At 61.2% G+C, this 16,357-nt stretch carries 17 protein-coding genes; 14 read left to right on the top strand and 3 right to left on the bottom strand.

The genetic code is table 11. From position 1 onward, the window contains the following. Positions 1-2: 2 nt before the first annotated feature. On the bottom strand, positions 3-836 hold the full coding sequence (locus KHA73_RS14965; RefSeq protein WP_234585147.1) for an IclR family transcriptional regulator domain-containing protein: 834 nt from the start codon (positions 834-836) through the stop codon (positions 3-5). Positions 837-1,076: 240 nt separating this feature from the next. Between KHA73_RS14965 and KHA73_RS14970 the strand changes: the two genes are divergently transcribed. The 14 genes from KHA73_RS14970 to KHA73_RS15035 all read left to right on the top strand — a co-directional run bounded on the left by KHA73_RS14970 (position 1,077) and on the right by KHA73_RS15035 (position 12,657). Further along, entirely contained in the window at positions 1,077-1,778 is a 702-nt protein-coding gene (locus KHA73_RS14970; protein WP_234585148.1) for a 3-oxoacid CoA-transferase subunit A, read from the top strand. After that, positions 1,775-2,455, top strand: coding sequence for a 3-oxoacid CoA-transferase subunit B (locus KHA73_RS14975; protein WP_234585149.1), 681 nt, complete (start codon positions 1,775-1,777; stop codon positions 2,453-2,455). The genes KHA73_RS14970 and KHA73_RS14975 overlap by 4 nt, the downstream gene beginning before the upstream one ends. Then, positions 2,433-3,635: a 3-oxoadipyl-CoA thiolase gene (gene pcaF / locus KHA73_RS14980; RefSeq protein WP_234585150.1), complete on the top strand. Its 1,203-nt coding sequence runs from the start codon at positions 2,433-2,435 to the stop codon at positions 3,633-3,635. The genes KHA73_RS14975 and pcaF overlap by 23 nt, the downstream gene beginning before the upstream one ends. A gap of 8 nt (positions 3,636-3,643) precedes the next feature. Next, a complete protein-coding gene (gene pcaD, locus KHA73_RS14985; protein ID WP_234585151.1) occupies positions 3,644-4,405 on the top strand; it encodes a 3-oxoadipate enol-lactonase in 762 nt (253 codons plus the stop codon). Between the two features lie 3 nt (positions 4,406-4,408). Next, positions 4,409-5,524: a muconate cycloisomerase family protein gene (locus KHA73_RS14990; RefSeq protein ID WP_234585152.1), complete on the top strand. Its 1,116-nt coding sequence runs from the start codon at positions 4,409-4,411 to the stop codon at positions 5,522-5,524. A 16-nt stretch (positions 5,525-5,540) separates the two neighbouring features. Further along, on the top strand, positions 5,541-5,831 hold the full coding sequence (gene catC / locus KHA73_RS14995) for a muconolactone Delta-isomerase (protein WP_234585153.1): 291 nt from the start codon (positions 5,541-5,543) through the stop codon (positions 5,829-5,831). A gap of 53 nt (positions 5,832-5,884) precedes the next feature. Next, on the top strand, positions 5,885-6,814 hold the full coding sequence (catA, locus tag KHA73_RS15000; RefSeq protein ID WP_234585155.1) for a catechol 1,2-dioxygenase: 930 nt from the start codon (positions 5,885-5,887) through the stop codon (positions 6,812-6,814). A gap of 110 nt (positions 6,815-6,924) precedes the next feature. Further along, positions 6,925-8,289 (top strand): Rieske 2Fe-2S domain-containing protein, encoded by a 1,365-nt coding sequence (locus tag KHA73_RS15005; protein ID WP_380737893.1) that lies wholly within the window; start codon positions 6,925-6,927, stop codon positions 8,287-8,289. Continuing rightward, positions 8,286-8,783 carry a benzoate 1,2-dioxygenase small subunit gene (gene benB / locus KHA73_RS15010; protein WP_234585158.1) on the top strand — a complete coding sequence of 166 codons (498 nt, stop codon included), beginning with the start codon at positions 8,286-8,288 and terminating at the stop codon, positions 8,781-8,783. Before KHA73_RS15005 ends, benB begins: the two co-directional genes overlap by 4 nt. A 14-nt stretch (positions 8,784-8,797) precedes the next feature. Next, positions 8,798-9,814 (top strand): benzoate 1,2-dioxygenase electron transfer component BenC, encoded by a 1,017-nt coding sequence (gene benC / locus KHA73_RS15015; RefSeq protein WP_234585160.1) that lies wholly within the window; start codon positions 8,798-8,800, stop codon positions 9,812-9,814. A gap of 11 nt (positions 9,815-9,825) precedes the next feature. Beyond that, complete coding sequence (gene benD, locus KHA73_RS15020; protein WP_234585161.1) at positions 9,826-10,608, top strand: benzoate diol dehydrogenase BenD; 783 nt, start codon at positions 9,826-9,828, stop codon at positions 10,606-10,608. Between the two features lie 164 nt (positions 10,609-10,772). Next, positions 10,773-10,952, top strand: a complete 180-nt coding sequence (locus KHA73_RS15025) for a hypothetical protein (protein WP_234585163.1) — start codon at positions 10,773-10,775, stop codon at positions 10,950-10,952. Positions 10,953-11,284: 332 nt separating this feature from the next. Then, complete coding sequence (locus tag KHA73_RS15030) at positions 11,285-11,881, top strand: hypothetical protein (protein WP_234585164.1); 597 nt, start codon at positions 11,285-11,287, stop codon at positions 11,879-11,881. Between the two features lie 2 nt (positions 11,882-11,883). Continuing rightward, positions 11,884-12,657: a DUF3307 domain-containing protein gene (locus KHA73_RS15035; protein WP_234585165.1), complete on the top strand. Its 774-nt coding sequence runs from the start codon at positions 11,884-11,886 to the stop codon at positions 12,655-12,657. Positions 12,658-12,686: 29 nt separating this feature from the next. Here KHA73_RS15035 and mgtA read toward each other — a convergent pair whose 3' ends face one another. Next, entirely contained in the window at positions 12,687-15,386 is a 2,700-nt protein-coding gene (gene mgtA / locus KHA73_RS15040; RefSeq protein ID WP_234585166.1) for a magnesium-translocating P-type ATPase, read from the bottom strand. Positions 15,387-15,595: 209 nt separating this feature from the next. Continuing rightward, positions 15,596-16,294, bottom strand: a complete 699-nt coding sequence (locus KHA73_RS15045) for an MgtC family protein (protein ID WP_234585167.1) — start codon at positions 16,292-16,294, stop codon at positions 15,596-15,598. Positions 16,295-16,357 lie beyond the last annotated feature (63 nt).

Below are 16,357 nucleotides of genomic sequence, written 5' to 3' on the forward strand. Positions count from 1 at the left end.
CCTCACAGCAGCAGCGCCAACTCCATCGCCGCACGCTGCAGCTGCGGCAGCACCCGTTCGCGCAGTTCCGCCGACGACATCTGCGAGGCGTTGACGCCCACGTTCATCGCCGCCACCACCCCGCCCTTGCGCGAGTGCATCGGCACCGCGATCGAGCGCAGGCCGATCTCCAGCTGCTGATCGTTGATGGCGTATCCCTGTCTGCGCACTCTGGCCAACTGCTCGCGCAGTTGCGCCTCGCTGGTGACGGTGAACTCGGTCAGCGGTTCGAACGTGACCCGCGACAGGTAATCCTCCAGCTGTTCCTCATCCAGCGCGCTAAGCAACACCAACCCCATCGAGGTGGCGTAGGCCGGCAGGCGGCTGCCGCGCCCCAGATCGATGGTCATGATGCGCTTCACCGAGGCGCGGGCGATATACAGAATATTGTCGCCGTCCAGCGTCGCCACCGAGCAGGATTCGTTGAGCAGCCTGCTGAGATAATCCAGCGAGTTCTGCGCCGCCTTAGCCAACTCAGAGGAAGAAAGGTAAGCGTGGCCGATGGTCAACACCCGCGGCAGCAGGCGATAGTGGCGGCCATCGGGGCAATGCACGAAGCCCAGCGCCCGCAGGGTATACAGGCAGCGCCGCACCGCCGCGCGCGGGATGCCGGTGAGCTGGCTTATCTCGGATACCGACATCTGCGAATACTGCGGCTTGAACGCCTGCAGCACCTCCAGCCCCCGGGCCAGCGAGGCCATAAAGTTGGGGTCGCCCTTATATTGATCGTTGCTTAAGTCACCGATCTCCTGCAACCGACGCAGCTCTTCAGTGCCAAATTCAGGAACTTCACTCATCCAGGCCTCCCATTCGATAAACCCTCTCATTATACGCGCACGGCACCGCGATGAACTCCACTCGCCGGACAGATGCCGATTTAGCTACCTGCATCACAAAATGCATCGCCAAAGCCTCAATGTTTCGATAATCGCACAATGATCTGATATTCGCACTTGCTGCTGAATTTTTCATCCCCTAAGTTAATTTCAGACCCGCAAGTTTGGCGCTGGCTCATTCACAGCGTACGAGGAGAACAAATGATCGATAAAAGCGTGGCGTCCGCAGACGCCGCCGTCGCCGATATCCCGGACGGCGCAACCATCATGGTCGGCGGTTTTGGCCCGGCCGGCCAGCCCTATGCGCTGCTGGACGCCCTGACTCGCCACCGGCCGCGCGAGTTGACGCTGATCAGCAACAACGCCGGCAACGGCGATACCGGCCTGGCGGCGCTGCTGAAGGCCGGCTGCGTGCGCAAGGTGGTGTGTTCTTTCCCGCGCCAGACCGACTCCTGGATCTTCGACGAGCTGTACCGTCGCGGCGAACTGGAGCTGGAGCTTATCCCGCAGGGCAACCTGGCGGCGCGCATTCAGGCCGCCGGCGCCGGGATCGGCGGTTTTTATACCCCAACCGGCTATGGCACCCAGCTGGCGGCAGGCAAGGAAACCCGCCAGATCGACGGGCGCCAGTATGTATTCGAGCTGCCGCTGAAGGCCGACTTCGCGCTGATCAAGGCCGATAAGGGCGACCGCTGGGGCAACCTGCTGTATGACAAAACCGGGCGCAACTTCGGGCCGATCATGGCGATGGCCGCCGGCTGCACCCTCGCCGAAGTCAACCGCATGGTGCCGCTGGGCGAGCTGGATCCGGAAAACATCATCACGCCGGGCATTTTCGTGCAGCGCCTGGTGACCACACCTGACCGCCCGGCGCCCCCCCTCGGCTTAAGGAACGCATCATGAGCAAACTGACCCATCAACAGCTGGCCGAACGCATCGCGCGCGATATTCCGGAAGGCGCCTACGTCAACCTGGGTATCGGCATCCCGACCCAGATCGCCAACTACCTGCCGGCGGATAAAGAAATCTTCCTGCACAGCGAGAACGGCATACTCGGCATGGGGCCCGCGCCGGCGCCGGGCGAAGAAGACTCGCAGCTGATCAACGCCGGCAAACAACCGGTGACGCTGCTGCAGGGCGGCTGCTTTTTCCACCACGGCGACTCGTTCGCCATGATGCGCGGCGGCCACCTGGATATCTGCGTGCTCGGCGCCTATCAGGTTTCCGAACGCGGCGATCTGGCCAACTGGAGCACCGGGGCGCCGGGGGCGATCCCGGCGGTCGGCGGCGCGATGGATCTGGCGATCGGCGCGCGGCAGGTATTTGTGATGACCGAGCACCTGACCAAAAAAGGCGAGTGCAAGATTGTCCGCCAGTGCAGCTATCCGCTGACCGGCGTCGGCTGCATCGACCGCATCTACAGCGATCTGGCGGTGATGGACGTCACCCTGCAGGGCCTGGTGGTGCGCGAAATTTTCGGCGGCCTGACCCCGCAGCAGCTTCAGGAAGTGACCCCGGTCGAACTGACCTTTGCCCTACAGCATGGAGAACAGCAGCATGAATCCAGCCTATCTGTGTGACGCCGTTCGTACGCCCTTTGGCCGCCTCAACGGCAGCCTGGCCGCCCTGCGCACCGACGATCTGGCCGCGCTGCCGCTGAAGGCGCTGCAGGCCCGCCACCCGCAGCTCGACTGGCGCGCGCTGGACGACGTGCTGTTCGGCTGCGCCAACCAGGCGGGCGAAGACAACCGCAACGTGGCGCGCATGGCGCTGTTGCTGGCCGGACTGCCGGTGCAGGTGCCCGGCTGCACCCTCAACCGCCTGTGCGGCTCCAGCCTGGATGCGGTGGCCAGCGCGGCGCGCGCCATCAAAACCGGCGAAAGCGAGCTGATGATCGCCGGCGGCGTAGAAAGCATGTCGCGCGCCCCCTTCGTGATGGGCAAGGCGGAAAGCGCCTTCAGCCGGGCGATGAAGATTGAAGACACCACCATGGGCTGGCGCTTTATCAACCCGCAGATGCAGGCGCTGTACGGCGTGGAATCCATGCCGCAAACCGCCGAAAACGTAGCGCTGCGGTTCGGCATCAGCCGCCGGGATCAGGACGCCTTCGCCCTGCGCAGCCAGCAGCGCACCGCCGCCGCGCAGGAGAGCGGTTTTTTCGCCGACCAGCTGATCGAGGTGTGCGTTCCGCAGAAGAAAGGTGAGCCGCTGAGATTCACGCAGGATGAACATCCGCGCGCCACCACCTTAGCGGCGCTGGAAAAATTGAAGCCGGTGGTCAATCCGCAGGGCAGCGTCACCGCCGGCAACGCCTCGGGATTAAACGACGGCGCCTGTGCGCTGCTGCTGGCCGGTGAACGCGGGCTCGCCCTGCACGGCCTGCAGCCGATGGCGCGCATCGTCGCCAGCGCCGTGACCGGCATCGAACCGACGATCATGGGCTTTGCGCCGGCGGCGGCGGTGCGCAAAGTATTGAATATCGCCGGCCTGACCCTCGACCAGATGGACGTGATTGAGCTGAACGAAGCCTTCGCCGCACAGGCGCTGGCGGTCACCCGCGAACTGGGGCTGAACGACGATGCGCCGCAGATTAACCCGAACGGCGGCGCTATCGCCCTCGGCCATCCGCTGGGCGCCTCCGGTGGCCGGCTGGTGATGAACGCCGCTTACCAGTTGCGGAACACCCGCGGGCGCTATGGGCTGTGCACCATGTGCATCGGCGTCGGCCAGGGCATCGCGCTGATTATTGAACGGGTATGAGGTGACGCATGGACATTGAATATCGCCTCGACGGGCCGGCCGCAGCGCCGCTGCTGGTGCTGTCCAACTCGCTGGGCACCACCTTTGCCATGTGGCAGCCGCAGCTGCCGGCGCTGACCGAACGTTTTCGCGTGCTGCGCTATAACCCGCGCGGCCACGGCGCCACCCCGCTGCCGACGGCGCCGCTGCGCCTGCAGCAACTGGGGGAAGACGTTCTCGCCCTGCTCGATCGTTTGGATGCGCCGGTCGCCCATTTTTGCGGCATCTCAATGGGCGGCCTGACCGGGCTGTGGCTCAACCGCTATCACCCGCAGCGGATCGGGAGGCTGGTGGTGGCCAATACCGCCGCGCGCATCGGCAGCGCCGAAGGCTGGCGACAGCGCGCGCAGCAGGTGCGCGACGACGGGCTGGCGCCGATCGCCGCCGCCTCTCCCGCTCGCTGGTTCAGCCCTGGCTTTTTGCAACAACACCCCGGGCGGGTCGCGCCGCTGGTGGCCGGGCTGGCGGCCGGCAATCCGCAGGGGTACGCCGCCTGTTGCGACGCGCTGGCGCAGGCCGACCTGCGCGCCGAAGTCGCCGCCATGGCGCGGCCGATGCTGGCGATCGCCGGGGAAGAAGATGCGGTGACGACGGTGGCGGATGCCGAATTTCTGGTAGCCAATGCGCCGCACGCCAGGCTGCTGCGGCTGCCGGCTTCGCATATCTCCAATATCGCCTGCCCGGACCTCTTCAACCGCAGCGTTGTCGAGTTTCTCACCGAAAAGGAATAACGCATGGAACTGAGTATTGAACGCATCGAGAGCTGGCTGGTGGATATCCCGACCATTCGTCCGCACAGGCTGTCGATGGCGACCATGGGCTGCCAGACGCTGACGCTGGTGCGCCTGACCTGCGCCGACGGCCTGACCGGCTGGGGCGAAGCCACCACCATCGGCGGGCTGAGCTACGGCCCGGAAAGCCCGGAAGGCATCAAATCGGCGATCGACGCTTATCTGGCGCCGCTGCTGAGCGGCAAAAGTTTTAACGGATTGGCGCCGCTGACGGCGCTGATGAACGCCCACGTCAAAGGCAACACCTTCGCCAAATCGGCGCTGGAAACCGCCTTTCTCGATGCCCAGGGCAAACGCCTCGGCCTGCCGGTCAGCAGCCTGCTCGGCGGCGCGCTGAGCGACACCCTGCCGGTGCTGTGGACGCTGGCCAGCGGCGATACGCAAAAAGACATCGCCGAGGGGCAGAAACTGCTGGCGGAAGGGCGGCACAACGCCTTCAAGCTGAAGATCGGCGCCCGGCCGCTGGCGGACGATCTGCGGCATACCCAGGCGATTAAGCGGGCGCTGGGGCCGGATGTCAGCATCCGCGTCGATGTCAACCAGGCCTGGGATGCCGGCACTGCGGTGCGCGGCATGGCGGCGCTGCAGGAAATCGGCATCGATCTGGTTGAGCAACCGGTGGCGCTGTGGGACCGTGCCGCGCTGATCCAGCTCAGCCGGCGTTTTACCCTGCCGATCCTTGCCGACGAGGCGGTGGCCGACGCGCACGACGGCTATGCGCTGGCGGCGAGCGGTTTTACCGGCGCCTACGCGCTGAAAATCGCCAAGGCGGGCGGGCCGGCGCAGGCGCTGAAGCTGGCGCAGGTAGCGCAGGCCGCCGGCGTGGCGCTGTACGGCGGCACCATGCTGGAGGGCACGCTGGGCACCCTCGCCTCGCTACACGCCTGGTCGACGCTGAAGCTGGACTGGGGCAGCGAGATGTTTGGCCCGCTGCTGCTGAAGGACGACGTGGTCGCCACGCCTCTGGCCTTCGCCAACGGCCAGGTCAGGCTGCCGCCCGGCCCCGGCCTGGGCGTTGAGATCGACGAAGACAAACTGCGCTTCTATCAGCGCAAATAATAACGGGAGTATCGCCATGCTGTTTAAAGTTGAAATGACCGTGAAGCTGCCGGTCGATATGCCACAAGAGATTGCCGACGACGTCAAGCGGCGTGAGAAAGCCTACTCGCAGGAGCTGCAGTCTGCGGGGAAATGGCGGCATCTTTGGCGCATCGCGGGCAGTTACGCCAACGTCAGCATTTTCGATGTGGAAAGCAACGCCGAACTGCACGATATATTATTCGCGCTGCCGCTCTATCCTTATATGGATATTCGCGTTGACGCCTTATGCCGACATCCCTCCTCCATCCATAACGACGACAAATAAAATAACCGGGATAACTCCCTCCACCCTATATAATAAGCCATGAGGAATTCGCAATGTCTATTTCCTTCGACCAACATCAAGACGTCATTAAATTACTGGAAATCAGCAGCGGCTTTACCAGCGAAGGCGGCGACCTGCGCTTCAAAAAAATCATGCATCAGTTGCTGAGCGATATTTGTCTGCTGATCGAGAGGCACGACGTCACCCCCGAAGAATTTTGGCAGGCGGTGAACTACCTGCATACGCTGGGTGGGCGCCAGGAAGCGGCGCTGCTGGCTGCCGGTCTGGGGCTGGAGCACTACCTCGATCTGCGCGACGACGAGCGCGAACGCGCCCAGGGCCTGGCGGGTGGCACGCCGCGTACTATCGAAGGGCCGCTGTACGTCGCCAATGCGCCGCTGAGCGAAGGCTTCGCGCGCATGGATGACGGCGCCGACGCCGGTGAGCCGATGTGGCTGCACGGCCAGGTGAAAGACGCCGACGGCCGGCCGCTGGCGGGTGCGGTAGTGGATATCTGGCACGCCAACACGCTGGGCAACTATTCGTTCTTCGACAAATCGCAAAGCGATTTCAACCTGCGCCGCCGGGTGAAGACCGACGTCAATGGGCGCTATGCGGTGCGCAGCATTTTGCCTTCCGGCTATGGTTGCCCGCCGGACGGGCCGACGCAGGCGCTGCTCAACCGGTTGGGCCGCCACGGCAACCGGCCGGCGCACATTCACTTCTTCGTCTCCGCGCCGGGGCACAAGCATCTGACCACCCAGATTAACCTTAGCGGCGATCGCTACCTGTGGGACGATTTCGCCTTCGCCACCCGCGACGAACTGATTGCCGACCCGGTAAAAGTGACAGATCCGGCCATTGCGGCCCAGCGCGATCTGCCCGGCGCCCATACCGAAGTCACCTTCGATTTCAGCCTGTACCCCGCCGCCGATAGCGAAGAACAAAATAGAATTAAACGCGCCCGGGCGCTGCAGAACTGATTACCTGCAACGGAAGCACGAATAACGATATCAGCAATGGGTAATTGAATATTCATTACCCGCTCATTAACCCTGTCTCTTTATACGAGGTCATTACTATGAACTCATTAGTGAACAATGCATCCGCCGAATTAAAAAAGAAAATAAATAATGCTTTAATTATTGATAAAGAAAATGGAATTTATCAATGCAATCGCGGCATTTTTACCGACGAGGCGTTATTTGAACTGGAAATGAAAGCAATTTTTGAAGGCAACTGGGTATATCTGGCGCATGAAAGCCAAATCGCCGCGCCCGGCGATTATTACACGCTCACCCTTGGCCGCCAGCCGGTCATTATCACCCGCGATAAAGACATGGGGCTGCACGCCATGATCAACAGCTGCTCGCACCGTGGCGCAATGTTGGCCAGCCGCAAGTCCGGCAATAAAAGCACCTTTACCTGCCCGTTCCACGGCTGGACCTTCAACAACGCCGGCAACCTGTTGAAGGCCAAGGATGAAAAGACCGGCGCCTACCCGCCGTGTTTCAAACAGGCCGGCTCGCACGATCTCAAACAGCTGCCACGTTTTGAATCTTACCGCGGTTTTCTGTTCGGCAGCCTGAGCGACGAGGTGCTGCCGCTGACGGACTATCTGGGCGAGACGCGGCATATTCTCGATCTGATTGTCGATCAGGCCGAAGACGGGCTGGAGGTGCTGCGCGGCTCATCGTCCTACACCTTCGACGGCAACTGGAAACTGCAGATAGAGAACGGCGCGGACGGTTATCACGTCAGCGTGGTGCACTGGAACTACGTCTCGACTATGGCGCATCGGGATGCCCAGACCGGCACCCAAACCATGGACGCCAACTGCTGGTCATCAAAAAACGATGGCGGCGCCTACGGCTTCAAGAATGGCCATCTGCTGCTGTGGACCCGCGTGCTGAACCCGGAGTCTCGCCCTATTTACCGCCACTTCAGCCGCCTGAACGACGCCTTCGGCCCGCAGCGCGCCGATCTGATGGTTAACCAGACTCGCAACCTGTGCCTCTACCCTAATCTGTACATTATGGATCAGCTTTCCAGCCAGCTGCGCGTCGTTCGCCCCCTTTCCGTCAATAAAACCGAAGTCACGGTGTTCTGCTTTGCGCCGAAGGGCGAAAGCGCCGCCGATCGCGCCTTGCGCATTCGCCAGTATGAAGATTTCTTCAACGTCAGCGGCATGGGAACGCCGGACGATCTGGAAGAGTTTCGCGCCTGCCAGCTGGGCTTCAACGCGGGCAACATGCCCTGGAGCGATCTCAGCCGCGGCGCCACCCGCTGGCTCGAGGGACAGGCGGACGACAACGCCAAAGCGCTGGGGATCTTGCCCGAAATGACCGGCCCGCGCCCGGAAGACGAAGCCTTGTATTTCAGCCAGCATCATCACTGGCAAACCCTCCTGCTGCGCAAGCTGGATCTTCAACAACGCAACGATGAGGTGGCGCAATGAACAGGCTCAACCTGCAACAGCAAGTGGAACAATTCCTGTATCGCGAAGCGCGCCTGCTGGATGACCGGCAATGGGATGAATGGCTCGCCTGCTATCACCCGCAGGTCGAATACTGGATGCCTGCCTGGGCCGACGACGATCGGCAGACCACGGATCCCCACAGCGAGATTTCGCTGATTTATTACGCCAATCGCGAAGGGCTGGAGGACCGCGTTTACCGCATCAAAACCGAACGTTCGGCCGCCAGCAGCATGCCGGAACCGCGCACCGTCCATCTGGTCAGCAACGTGGAAATCCTGTCGGCCACGGAGGGCCAGGCCGAGGTGAACTACCACTGGGCCACCTTCTATCACCGCTATAACCACACGGATACCTACTTCGGCTCGACCCGCCTGCTGCTGGAACACGCGGGCGATGAACTGCGAATTAAGCGCAAGAAAATTCGTCTGGATAATGACTACATCAATCATGTTATTGATATTTATCATCTTTAAATCGTGAGGTGAGCATGTCTTTTACCGTCGCTCTTAATTTTGAAGACGGCGTCAGCCGCTTTATTCAGTGTAACCCGAATGAAAAGGTGCTCGACGCCGCCTACCGGCAAAGGATCAACCTGCCGATGGACTGTTCGGACGGCGTGTGCGGCACCTGCAAATGCCGCTGCGAACAGGGGGAATATCAGCTGGGTGAGGACTATCTGGACGAAGCGCTGTCCGAACAGGAAGCGGCGCAGCGGCTGGTGTTGACCTGCCAGATGGTGCCGTCTTCGGACTGCGTCATCGAGGTGCCCATCGCCTCGACGCTATGTAAAACCGGCAGCGAGGAGTTTGCCGCCACCGTCACGTCGGCCACCACGCTGTCGGACAGCGCCATCGAGTTCTGTCTGACGCTGGACGACGAACGCGGCATCGCCTTCCTGCCTGGCCAGTACGTCAATATCGCGGTGCCCGGCAGCGATGCCAGCCGCGCCTATTCCTTCAGTTCGCTGCCCGGCAGCCGGCAAATCTCTTTTCTGCTGCGCAACGTGCCCGGCGGCATGATGAGCGGCTATCTGACCGATCGGGCCCGGCCGGGCGATGCCATCCGCCTGCGTGGCCCGCAGGGCAGCTTCTACCTGCGCACGCCGGTGCGGCCGATGCTGTTCCTGGCCGGCGGCACCGGGCTGGCGCCGTTCCTTTCCATGCTGGAACAGCTGGCCGCCGACGCCAGCCCGCAGCCGGTGCACCTGATTTACGGCGTCACCCATGACCACGATCTGGTCAAGCTGGAACAGCTGGAAAGCTATCGCCGGCGCCTGCCGCACTTCAGTTACCTGACCTGCGTGGCCAGCGAAGCGTCGCAGTCGCCGCACAAGGGCTACGTCACGCAGCACCTCGACGAAAGTTTGCTCAACGGCGGCGATCTGGACGTGTACCTGTGCGGGCCGCCGCCGATGGTGGAAGCGGTGCTCGGCGATTTCCAGCGCCGCGCCTTTACCCCCGCCAGCTTCCACTACGAGAAGTTCGCCCCCAGCCAGGCCAGTTAAAGGAGACAACCATGGATAAACCCCGTTTCAGCGGCAAGGTGATGGCGATCACCGGCGCCGCTCAGGGCATCGGCAAAGCCGTCGCCGAGCGCGCGGCGCGGGAAGGCGCCAGATTGGCGCTGCTCGACCGCGCGCCCTACCTCACCGAGGTGGCGGCGGCGCTAAAAGAACGCGGCGTTGAGGTCATCGCGCTGCAGGCGGACCTGGAAAACTGGGAAGCGACCCGCGACGCGCTGAACCAGGTGCAACAACACTTCGGCCGGCTGGATATTTTGGTGAACAACGTTGGCGGCACCATCTGGGCCCGGCCATTTGCCGAGTACGACGCACAGCAGATTGAAGCGGAAATTCGACGCTCGCTGTTCCCGACGCTGTGGGGTTGCCGCGCGGCGCTGCCGCATATGCTGGCGCAGGGGAACGGAGTGATTGTCAACGTCTCTTCCGTCGCCACCCGCGGCGTGAACCGCGTGCCCTATTCGGCAGCCAAGGGCGGCGTCAACGCCCTGACCCAATCGCTGGCGTTTGAGTACGCCGGCGCCGGCATCCGCATCAACGCCACCGCGCCGGGGGGCACCGAGGCGCCGCCGCGTCTGACGCCGCGCAACAACGCAACGCCAACGCCGCAGGAAGAGAGATGGTATCAGCAGGTGGTCAATCAAACCCTGGACAGTAGCCTGATGCACCGCTACGGCAGCGTCGGCGAACAGGCGGACGCCATCTTGTTCCTCGCCAGCGACCAGGCCAGCTACATCAACGGCACCGTGCTGCCGGTAGCCGGCGGCGATCTGGGATAAACGGCCATGGGGGCCAATGAAGCCGGCCCCCATTGTCCCGTCGATACGGCCCGTCCTCGTCAGAACATCAGTTTCAGCTATCGATTCCATACGCCAAAGCCACTGTTCATTATGTGCTCTTTCGTTACAATCGTTGCATTGAAAACCCCCGTTGCGAGGACACTATGTACAACTTCTCACGCTATCAGGCAAAAGAACTGGCGCTGGCTTACATGAGCGGCAAAAAACACGATCTGTCGCCGCAGGAATTTCTGCAGCAGTTGAAAAGTAGCGAAAGATCCTTCGACCATCTGCTGAAACACGGCAGCGAGCTGCCGCGCGAAGTGCTGGTGAAAAGCTTCTAATCCCGCCATTCTCCGCCGGTGGCGAGCCGCAGGGCGCGCGTATTCCCGGCCGGAAGGCATCGGAACGTCTCAATAGGGCTTTCGCCGCCAAACTGCACCGGCAGAAAATTAACAAACGCCCGCACCTTGGCCGACAGGTGCCTGCCCACCAGATCCTGAATCGACGATAAAGCCGGTCTCTGGCTGCAGGGATCTGCAATCACGCCTCCCCCCCTTCATTTTCGCCCCCAGAGGCGAAATTGCTAAAAATTCGCATCATGAGGCGAATATTTGACTTATTCGCTCTTAGGTGCGAATTTATCCTTCTCCTTTCCGACAAAACAGGCAAACGCATGCGGACGCACATCAGCGTAATCAGCGGCGATCTGGTCAATTCTCGCCGTCTCGATACGGCTAATTACATCAGCGGGCTGCAGGGCCTGCTGAAACGGCTGCAACAGACCAACCAGATACAGCGCTTCGAGATTTTTCGCGGCGACGCCTTTCAAGCGGAGACCAAACAGGAAGACGGCCTGCTGCTGGCGGTATATATCCGCATCGCGCTGAAAGCCATGGATGCGGCAGCGTGGGACGCGCGCATCGCCGTTGGCTTGGGCAGCAAGCAAACCCAGGCCGCCGGCTATGGCAGCGCCTTCGTCAACTCCGGCGCCGCGCTGGACGCCATGACGAAAAACTGCAGGCTGGCTCTGAAAACCGACAACGATCGGACAAACGCCATTGTCAGCGATTTGCTGCCAATGTTAGATCATGTCATCGGCCGCCTGTCTCAGGCTGAGGCGCGCATCGTGCAGGCGCGAATATTCGCCGGCAGCAACGCGGAGGTCGCGCTGCGGTTGCAAAAAGCCGCCTCCACCGTATCCGCCACGCTAAAGCGTGCGGCCTACGAGGAAATGATGCGGTTCATTCATGCGATTAACGGGATCACCTGAATATGGATTTGACCTATGCGCCACTGCTGACCTGGCTGCTGCTCGTGCATTTGCTGGCGGATTTCCCGCTGCAGCCTCTCAGTTGGGTGGTTGATAAAGCCCAGCATCGCGCGCGCTCGCGCTTTTTGCTGCTGCACGCCCTGTTGCACGGCGTGCTGGCCGCCTGGGTGGTGGCCGGTTTCGGGCTTCTGCACGGCGGGCTATCCTCCGCGGACGTGTTGATCAGCCTGCTGACAATCGCAGTCAGCCATTACCTGATTGACCTGCTGAAGGTTACGTTGATGACCGGCCTCAGCCAGGCCGGCAGCTTCCTGCTCGATCAGGGCCTGCACCTGGCGGTCATTATCCTGCTGTGGCTGTACCTTACGCCTAACGCCGGCGCCCTGCTCGCCGCGCTGTGGCGGCAACTGGGCAGCCTGCAAACCGGCCTGGTGCTGACGGCCTACAGCCTGATTTATCTGCCGATGGGTATTTTGATTGGCCAACTGCTGGCGCGCTGGACGCCGCAAATGCCGGCTTCGGCCAAAGCCGATAACGACTCGCTGCTGCGCGCGGGCAAACAGATTGGCTACCTGGAAAGAACGCTGATCCTGACCTTTGTGCTGACCGGCCAGATACCGGCAATTGGCTTCTTGCTGGCCGCCAAGTCGATTTTCCGCTTCGGCGATCTGCGGCAGAGTGATGACAAGATGCGTACCGAGTACGTGCTGCTCGGTACGCTGTTTTCCTTTACGTTGACCATCATGCTCGGTCTGCTGGTCAAAAAACTGTTATAACCGCCGGGCGTTGCACCCGGCGGCGGCGATCACAGCCACTCGCCGAAGCGGCGGATATAAAAGCGCTTCATCATTTGCGCCACGACGCAGTAGCTGATCAGCGTGCCGGCCAACCACGGGAAGTATTCCCACGGCAGCGGCTGCAACCCCACCAACGCGCCGAGCGGCGAGAACGGAATATAAATACCCAACGCCATCACCAACCCGGTGGTCAGCAGCACCGGAAGCGCCGCCGTGCTTTGAATGAACGGGATTTTCTGGGTGCGCAGCATATGCACCACCAGCGTTTGCGACAATAGCCCTTCAATAAACCAGCCGGACTGGAACAGCGCCTGATGCTCAACGCTGTTGGCGGCGAAAACAAACCACATCAGCGCATAGGTGGTGATGTCGAATATCGACGAGGTTGGGCCGATCCACAGCATAAAGCGGCCGATGTTTTTCGAATCCCACTTGCGCGGCTTGCGCAGGAACTCTTTGTCCATCTTGTCCCACGGCAGCGAAAGCTGGGAGATGTCGTACATCAGGTTCTGGATCAACAGATGGATAGCCAACATCGGCAGAAACGGAATGAATGCGCTGGCCACCAGCACCGAGAACACGTTGCCGAAGTTGGAGCTGGCGGTCATGTTCAGGTACTTGATGATATTGCCGAAGGTTTCACGCCCTTTAATCACCCCCTCTTCCAACACCATCAGGTTCTTTTCCAACAGGATGATATCCGCCGATTCCTTGGCGATATCGGTACCGGTATCCACCGAGATGCCGACGTCGGCGTCGCGCAACGCCGGCGCATCGTTGATGCCGTCGCCGAGGAACCCCACCGTATGGCCGTTGGCCTGCAGCATTTTCAGCACCCGCGATTTCTGCAGCGGCGTCAGCTTGGTGAATACCGTGCGTTGCTCCACCTCGCGCGCCAGCTCTTCATCACTCATCCGCTCAATCTGCAGGCCGGAAAGCGGCTCCCCCGGCTCCAACCCGACATCGCGACAAATCTTGCAGGTGATCACCGGGTTGTCGCCGGTCAGCACTTTCACCGCGACGCCGTTTTCCTGCAGCGCGGCGATCGCCTGCTGCGCGCTTTCCTTCGGCGGATCAAGGAAGGTCAATAACCCTTGAACCACCATATCGCGCTCGTCGGCGACGCTCAGCGGCGCTGCCTGCTGCTGCTCGCCCAGTTCGCGGGTGGCCAGCACCAACACGCGGAAACCGTCCTCGTTATACTCGCGCGCCAGCGCCTGCAACGCCGCGCGCCGCGCATCATCCAACGGCAACGTTTGCTGCCCTTCACGCACGTGGGTGGCGATTTCCAGCATCTCTTCGACCGCCCCCTTGCAGATCAGCAGCTGTTGGCGGCTCTCGTCCGCCACCACGATCGACAAGCGGCGGCGCACGAAGTCGAACGGCAGCTCGTCCACCTTGCTGTAACGCCCCAGCGCCTCGACGCCCGGCTTGCCGCGCCCGAAGCGGATCACCGCCTGGTCCATCAGGTTCTTCATGCCGCTCTGGTGGAAACTGTTCAGCCAGGCCAGGTGCAGCACTTCGCTATCCTTAACGCCGCTGACGTTGATGTGATGCTCGAGAATGATGCGATCCTGGGTCAGGGTGCCGGTTTTATCCGTGCAAAGTACATCCATGGCGCCGAAGTTCTGAATGGCGTTCAACCGCTTGACCACCACTTTGCGGCGCGACATGGCGATAGCGCCCTTCGCCAGGTTGGAGCTGACAATCATCGGCAGCATTTCGGGCGTCAGGCCGACCGCGACGGCCAGCGCGAACAGCGCCGCCTCGCTCCAGTCGCCCTTGGTGAAGCCGTTGATCAACAGCACCACCGGCACCATCACCAGCATAAAGCGGATCAGCAACCAGCTGACGCTGTTCACCCCGCGATCGAAGGCGGTTTGCGCCCGGGAACCGACGATGGATTTGGCCAGCGAACCGAAATAGGTGCGCCCGCCGGTGGCCACGACCACCGCCGTGGCGGTGCCGCTGGCGACGTTGGTGCCCATCAGGCAGATATTCGACAGCTCCAACAGCGCGCTCTCGCTGGAAACGCTGTCGTCGCTCGACTTTTGGGCGACGTTGCCCATCGCATCGTACTTCTCGATGGGAATGGCTTCGCCGGTTAAAATCGCCTGGCTGATAAACAGATCGCGCGAGGCGATCAGCCGGATGTCTGCCGGCACCATGTCGCCGGCGGAGAGCTGAATGATGTCCCCCGGCACCAGCTCGCGGATGGGCACCTCCAGCGTCAGCGGATGTGCGCTGTAGCTGCTGCGGCGCAAAACCGTGGCGGTGGTGCGCACCATGGATTTCAACGCTTCGGCCGCTTTGTTGGTGCGATACTCCTGCCAGAAACGCAGCAGGCCGCTCAACGACACCATAATCATGATAATGACGACGCCGGTGAGTTCAGTTTCTTCACCGCGCTGGGCCGGCAGCCAGTAGTCGGTAAAGAAACTGATCGCAGCCAGCACCATCAGTACGAAGATAAATGGGTTGTTGAACGCTTTGATTAACTGGATCAACGCATGCGGCGCCTTGTCATGGGCCACCTGGTTGGCGCCGAACTGCTCCAGCCTTTCGCCGGCATCGTCCTGGGTTAATCCGTTGCGATTGCATTTTAAATTCGCCAGCGTTTGAGCGATGCTGTTTTTCGCCTCTTCCGCGATGGCGTAAGGTGCCTCGCCTTTATCACGGCGGCGTACTTTTTCATTAATTTGAGTCATAACGCTATTCTCTTATTTTATTTCACGCACAGGGATACCCCGCCCGATTAACGGGTGAATATGCATAAAATGGAATTTATTTAATTAGCGCAGCCAAACTGAATGGTTATCCTGTCGGCTACGCAGAAATAATCGCCCCCTGGGGTCGTCGTCCATAACGCCTCCTTAATATCTTATGTATTTCACATTATTCAGGTTGATGTATTTAATCAGACCGGCAATTCAGATGCGACGCGCCAACGCACGGCACTCACGCTTTTTTCCAGGCTGACGCGACAGACAATACCTTCTATTTCTTTTTGCGCAGCCGGCGTCGCGGTTATTTCCGCACAAACCTCCAGCTGACCGGGGCTGGCGATATCGGCGCTGCGCAGCGATTGCAAACGCAGCGCCACGCCGTTCAGCGCCTGTAATATCAAGGTGCGCACCAATATTTCGTCCTGTTCGCCGCAGGTAACCTGAATGCGGTAACACAACTCCAGATCGGTCGCCTGCTGCTGCGGCTGCAGGTTGATACGCTGAGCGGCTTCACGCAGCAGAATATTGGCGCACAGGATCACCAGCGTAGCGATTACCGCGTCCCAATACTGCCCCAGCCCGCACAACACGCCGATCGCCGCAGAGCACCACAGCGTGGCGGCAGTGTTCAAGCCGCGGATATTCAACCCCTCACGCATGATAACCCCGGCGCCGAGAAAACCGATGCCGGAAACAATCTGGGCGGCCACCCGCCCGGCGCTGGAAGGATCGGTGGACATCGAGCTGAGAATAAATACCGCCGCGCCGGTCGCCACCAGGGCATTGGTGCGCAGACCGGCCATACGCTGACGCCATTGCCGCTCGGCGCCAATAACCGCGCCCAGGCTCATCGCCAGTAATAAATTTAAAACAAAAGGAGTCATAGCCATGACTTTCCCCTTAATTAACCGCAGGAGATAAGTTCATGTGCTGTTTAGCACACGCGAAATCGC

This window comes from Serratia entomophila (assembly GCF_021462285.1).
Classification (GTDB): domain Bacteria; phylum Pseudomonadota; class Gammaproteobacteria; order Enterobacterales; family Enterobacteriaceae; genus Serratia; species Serratia entomophila.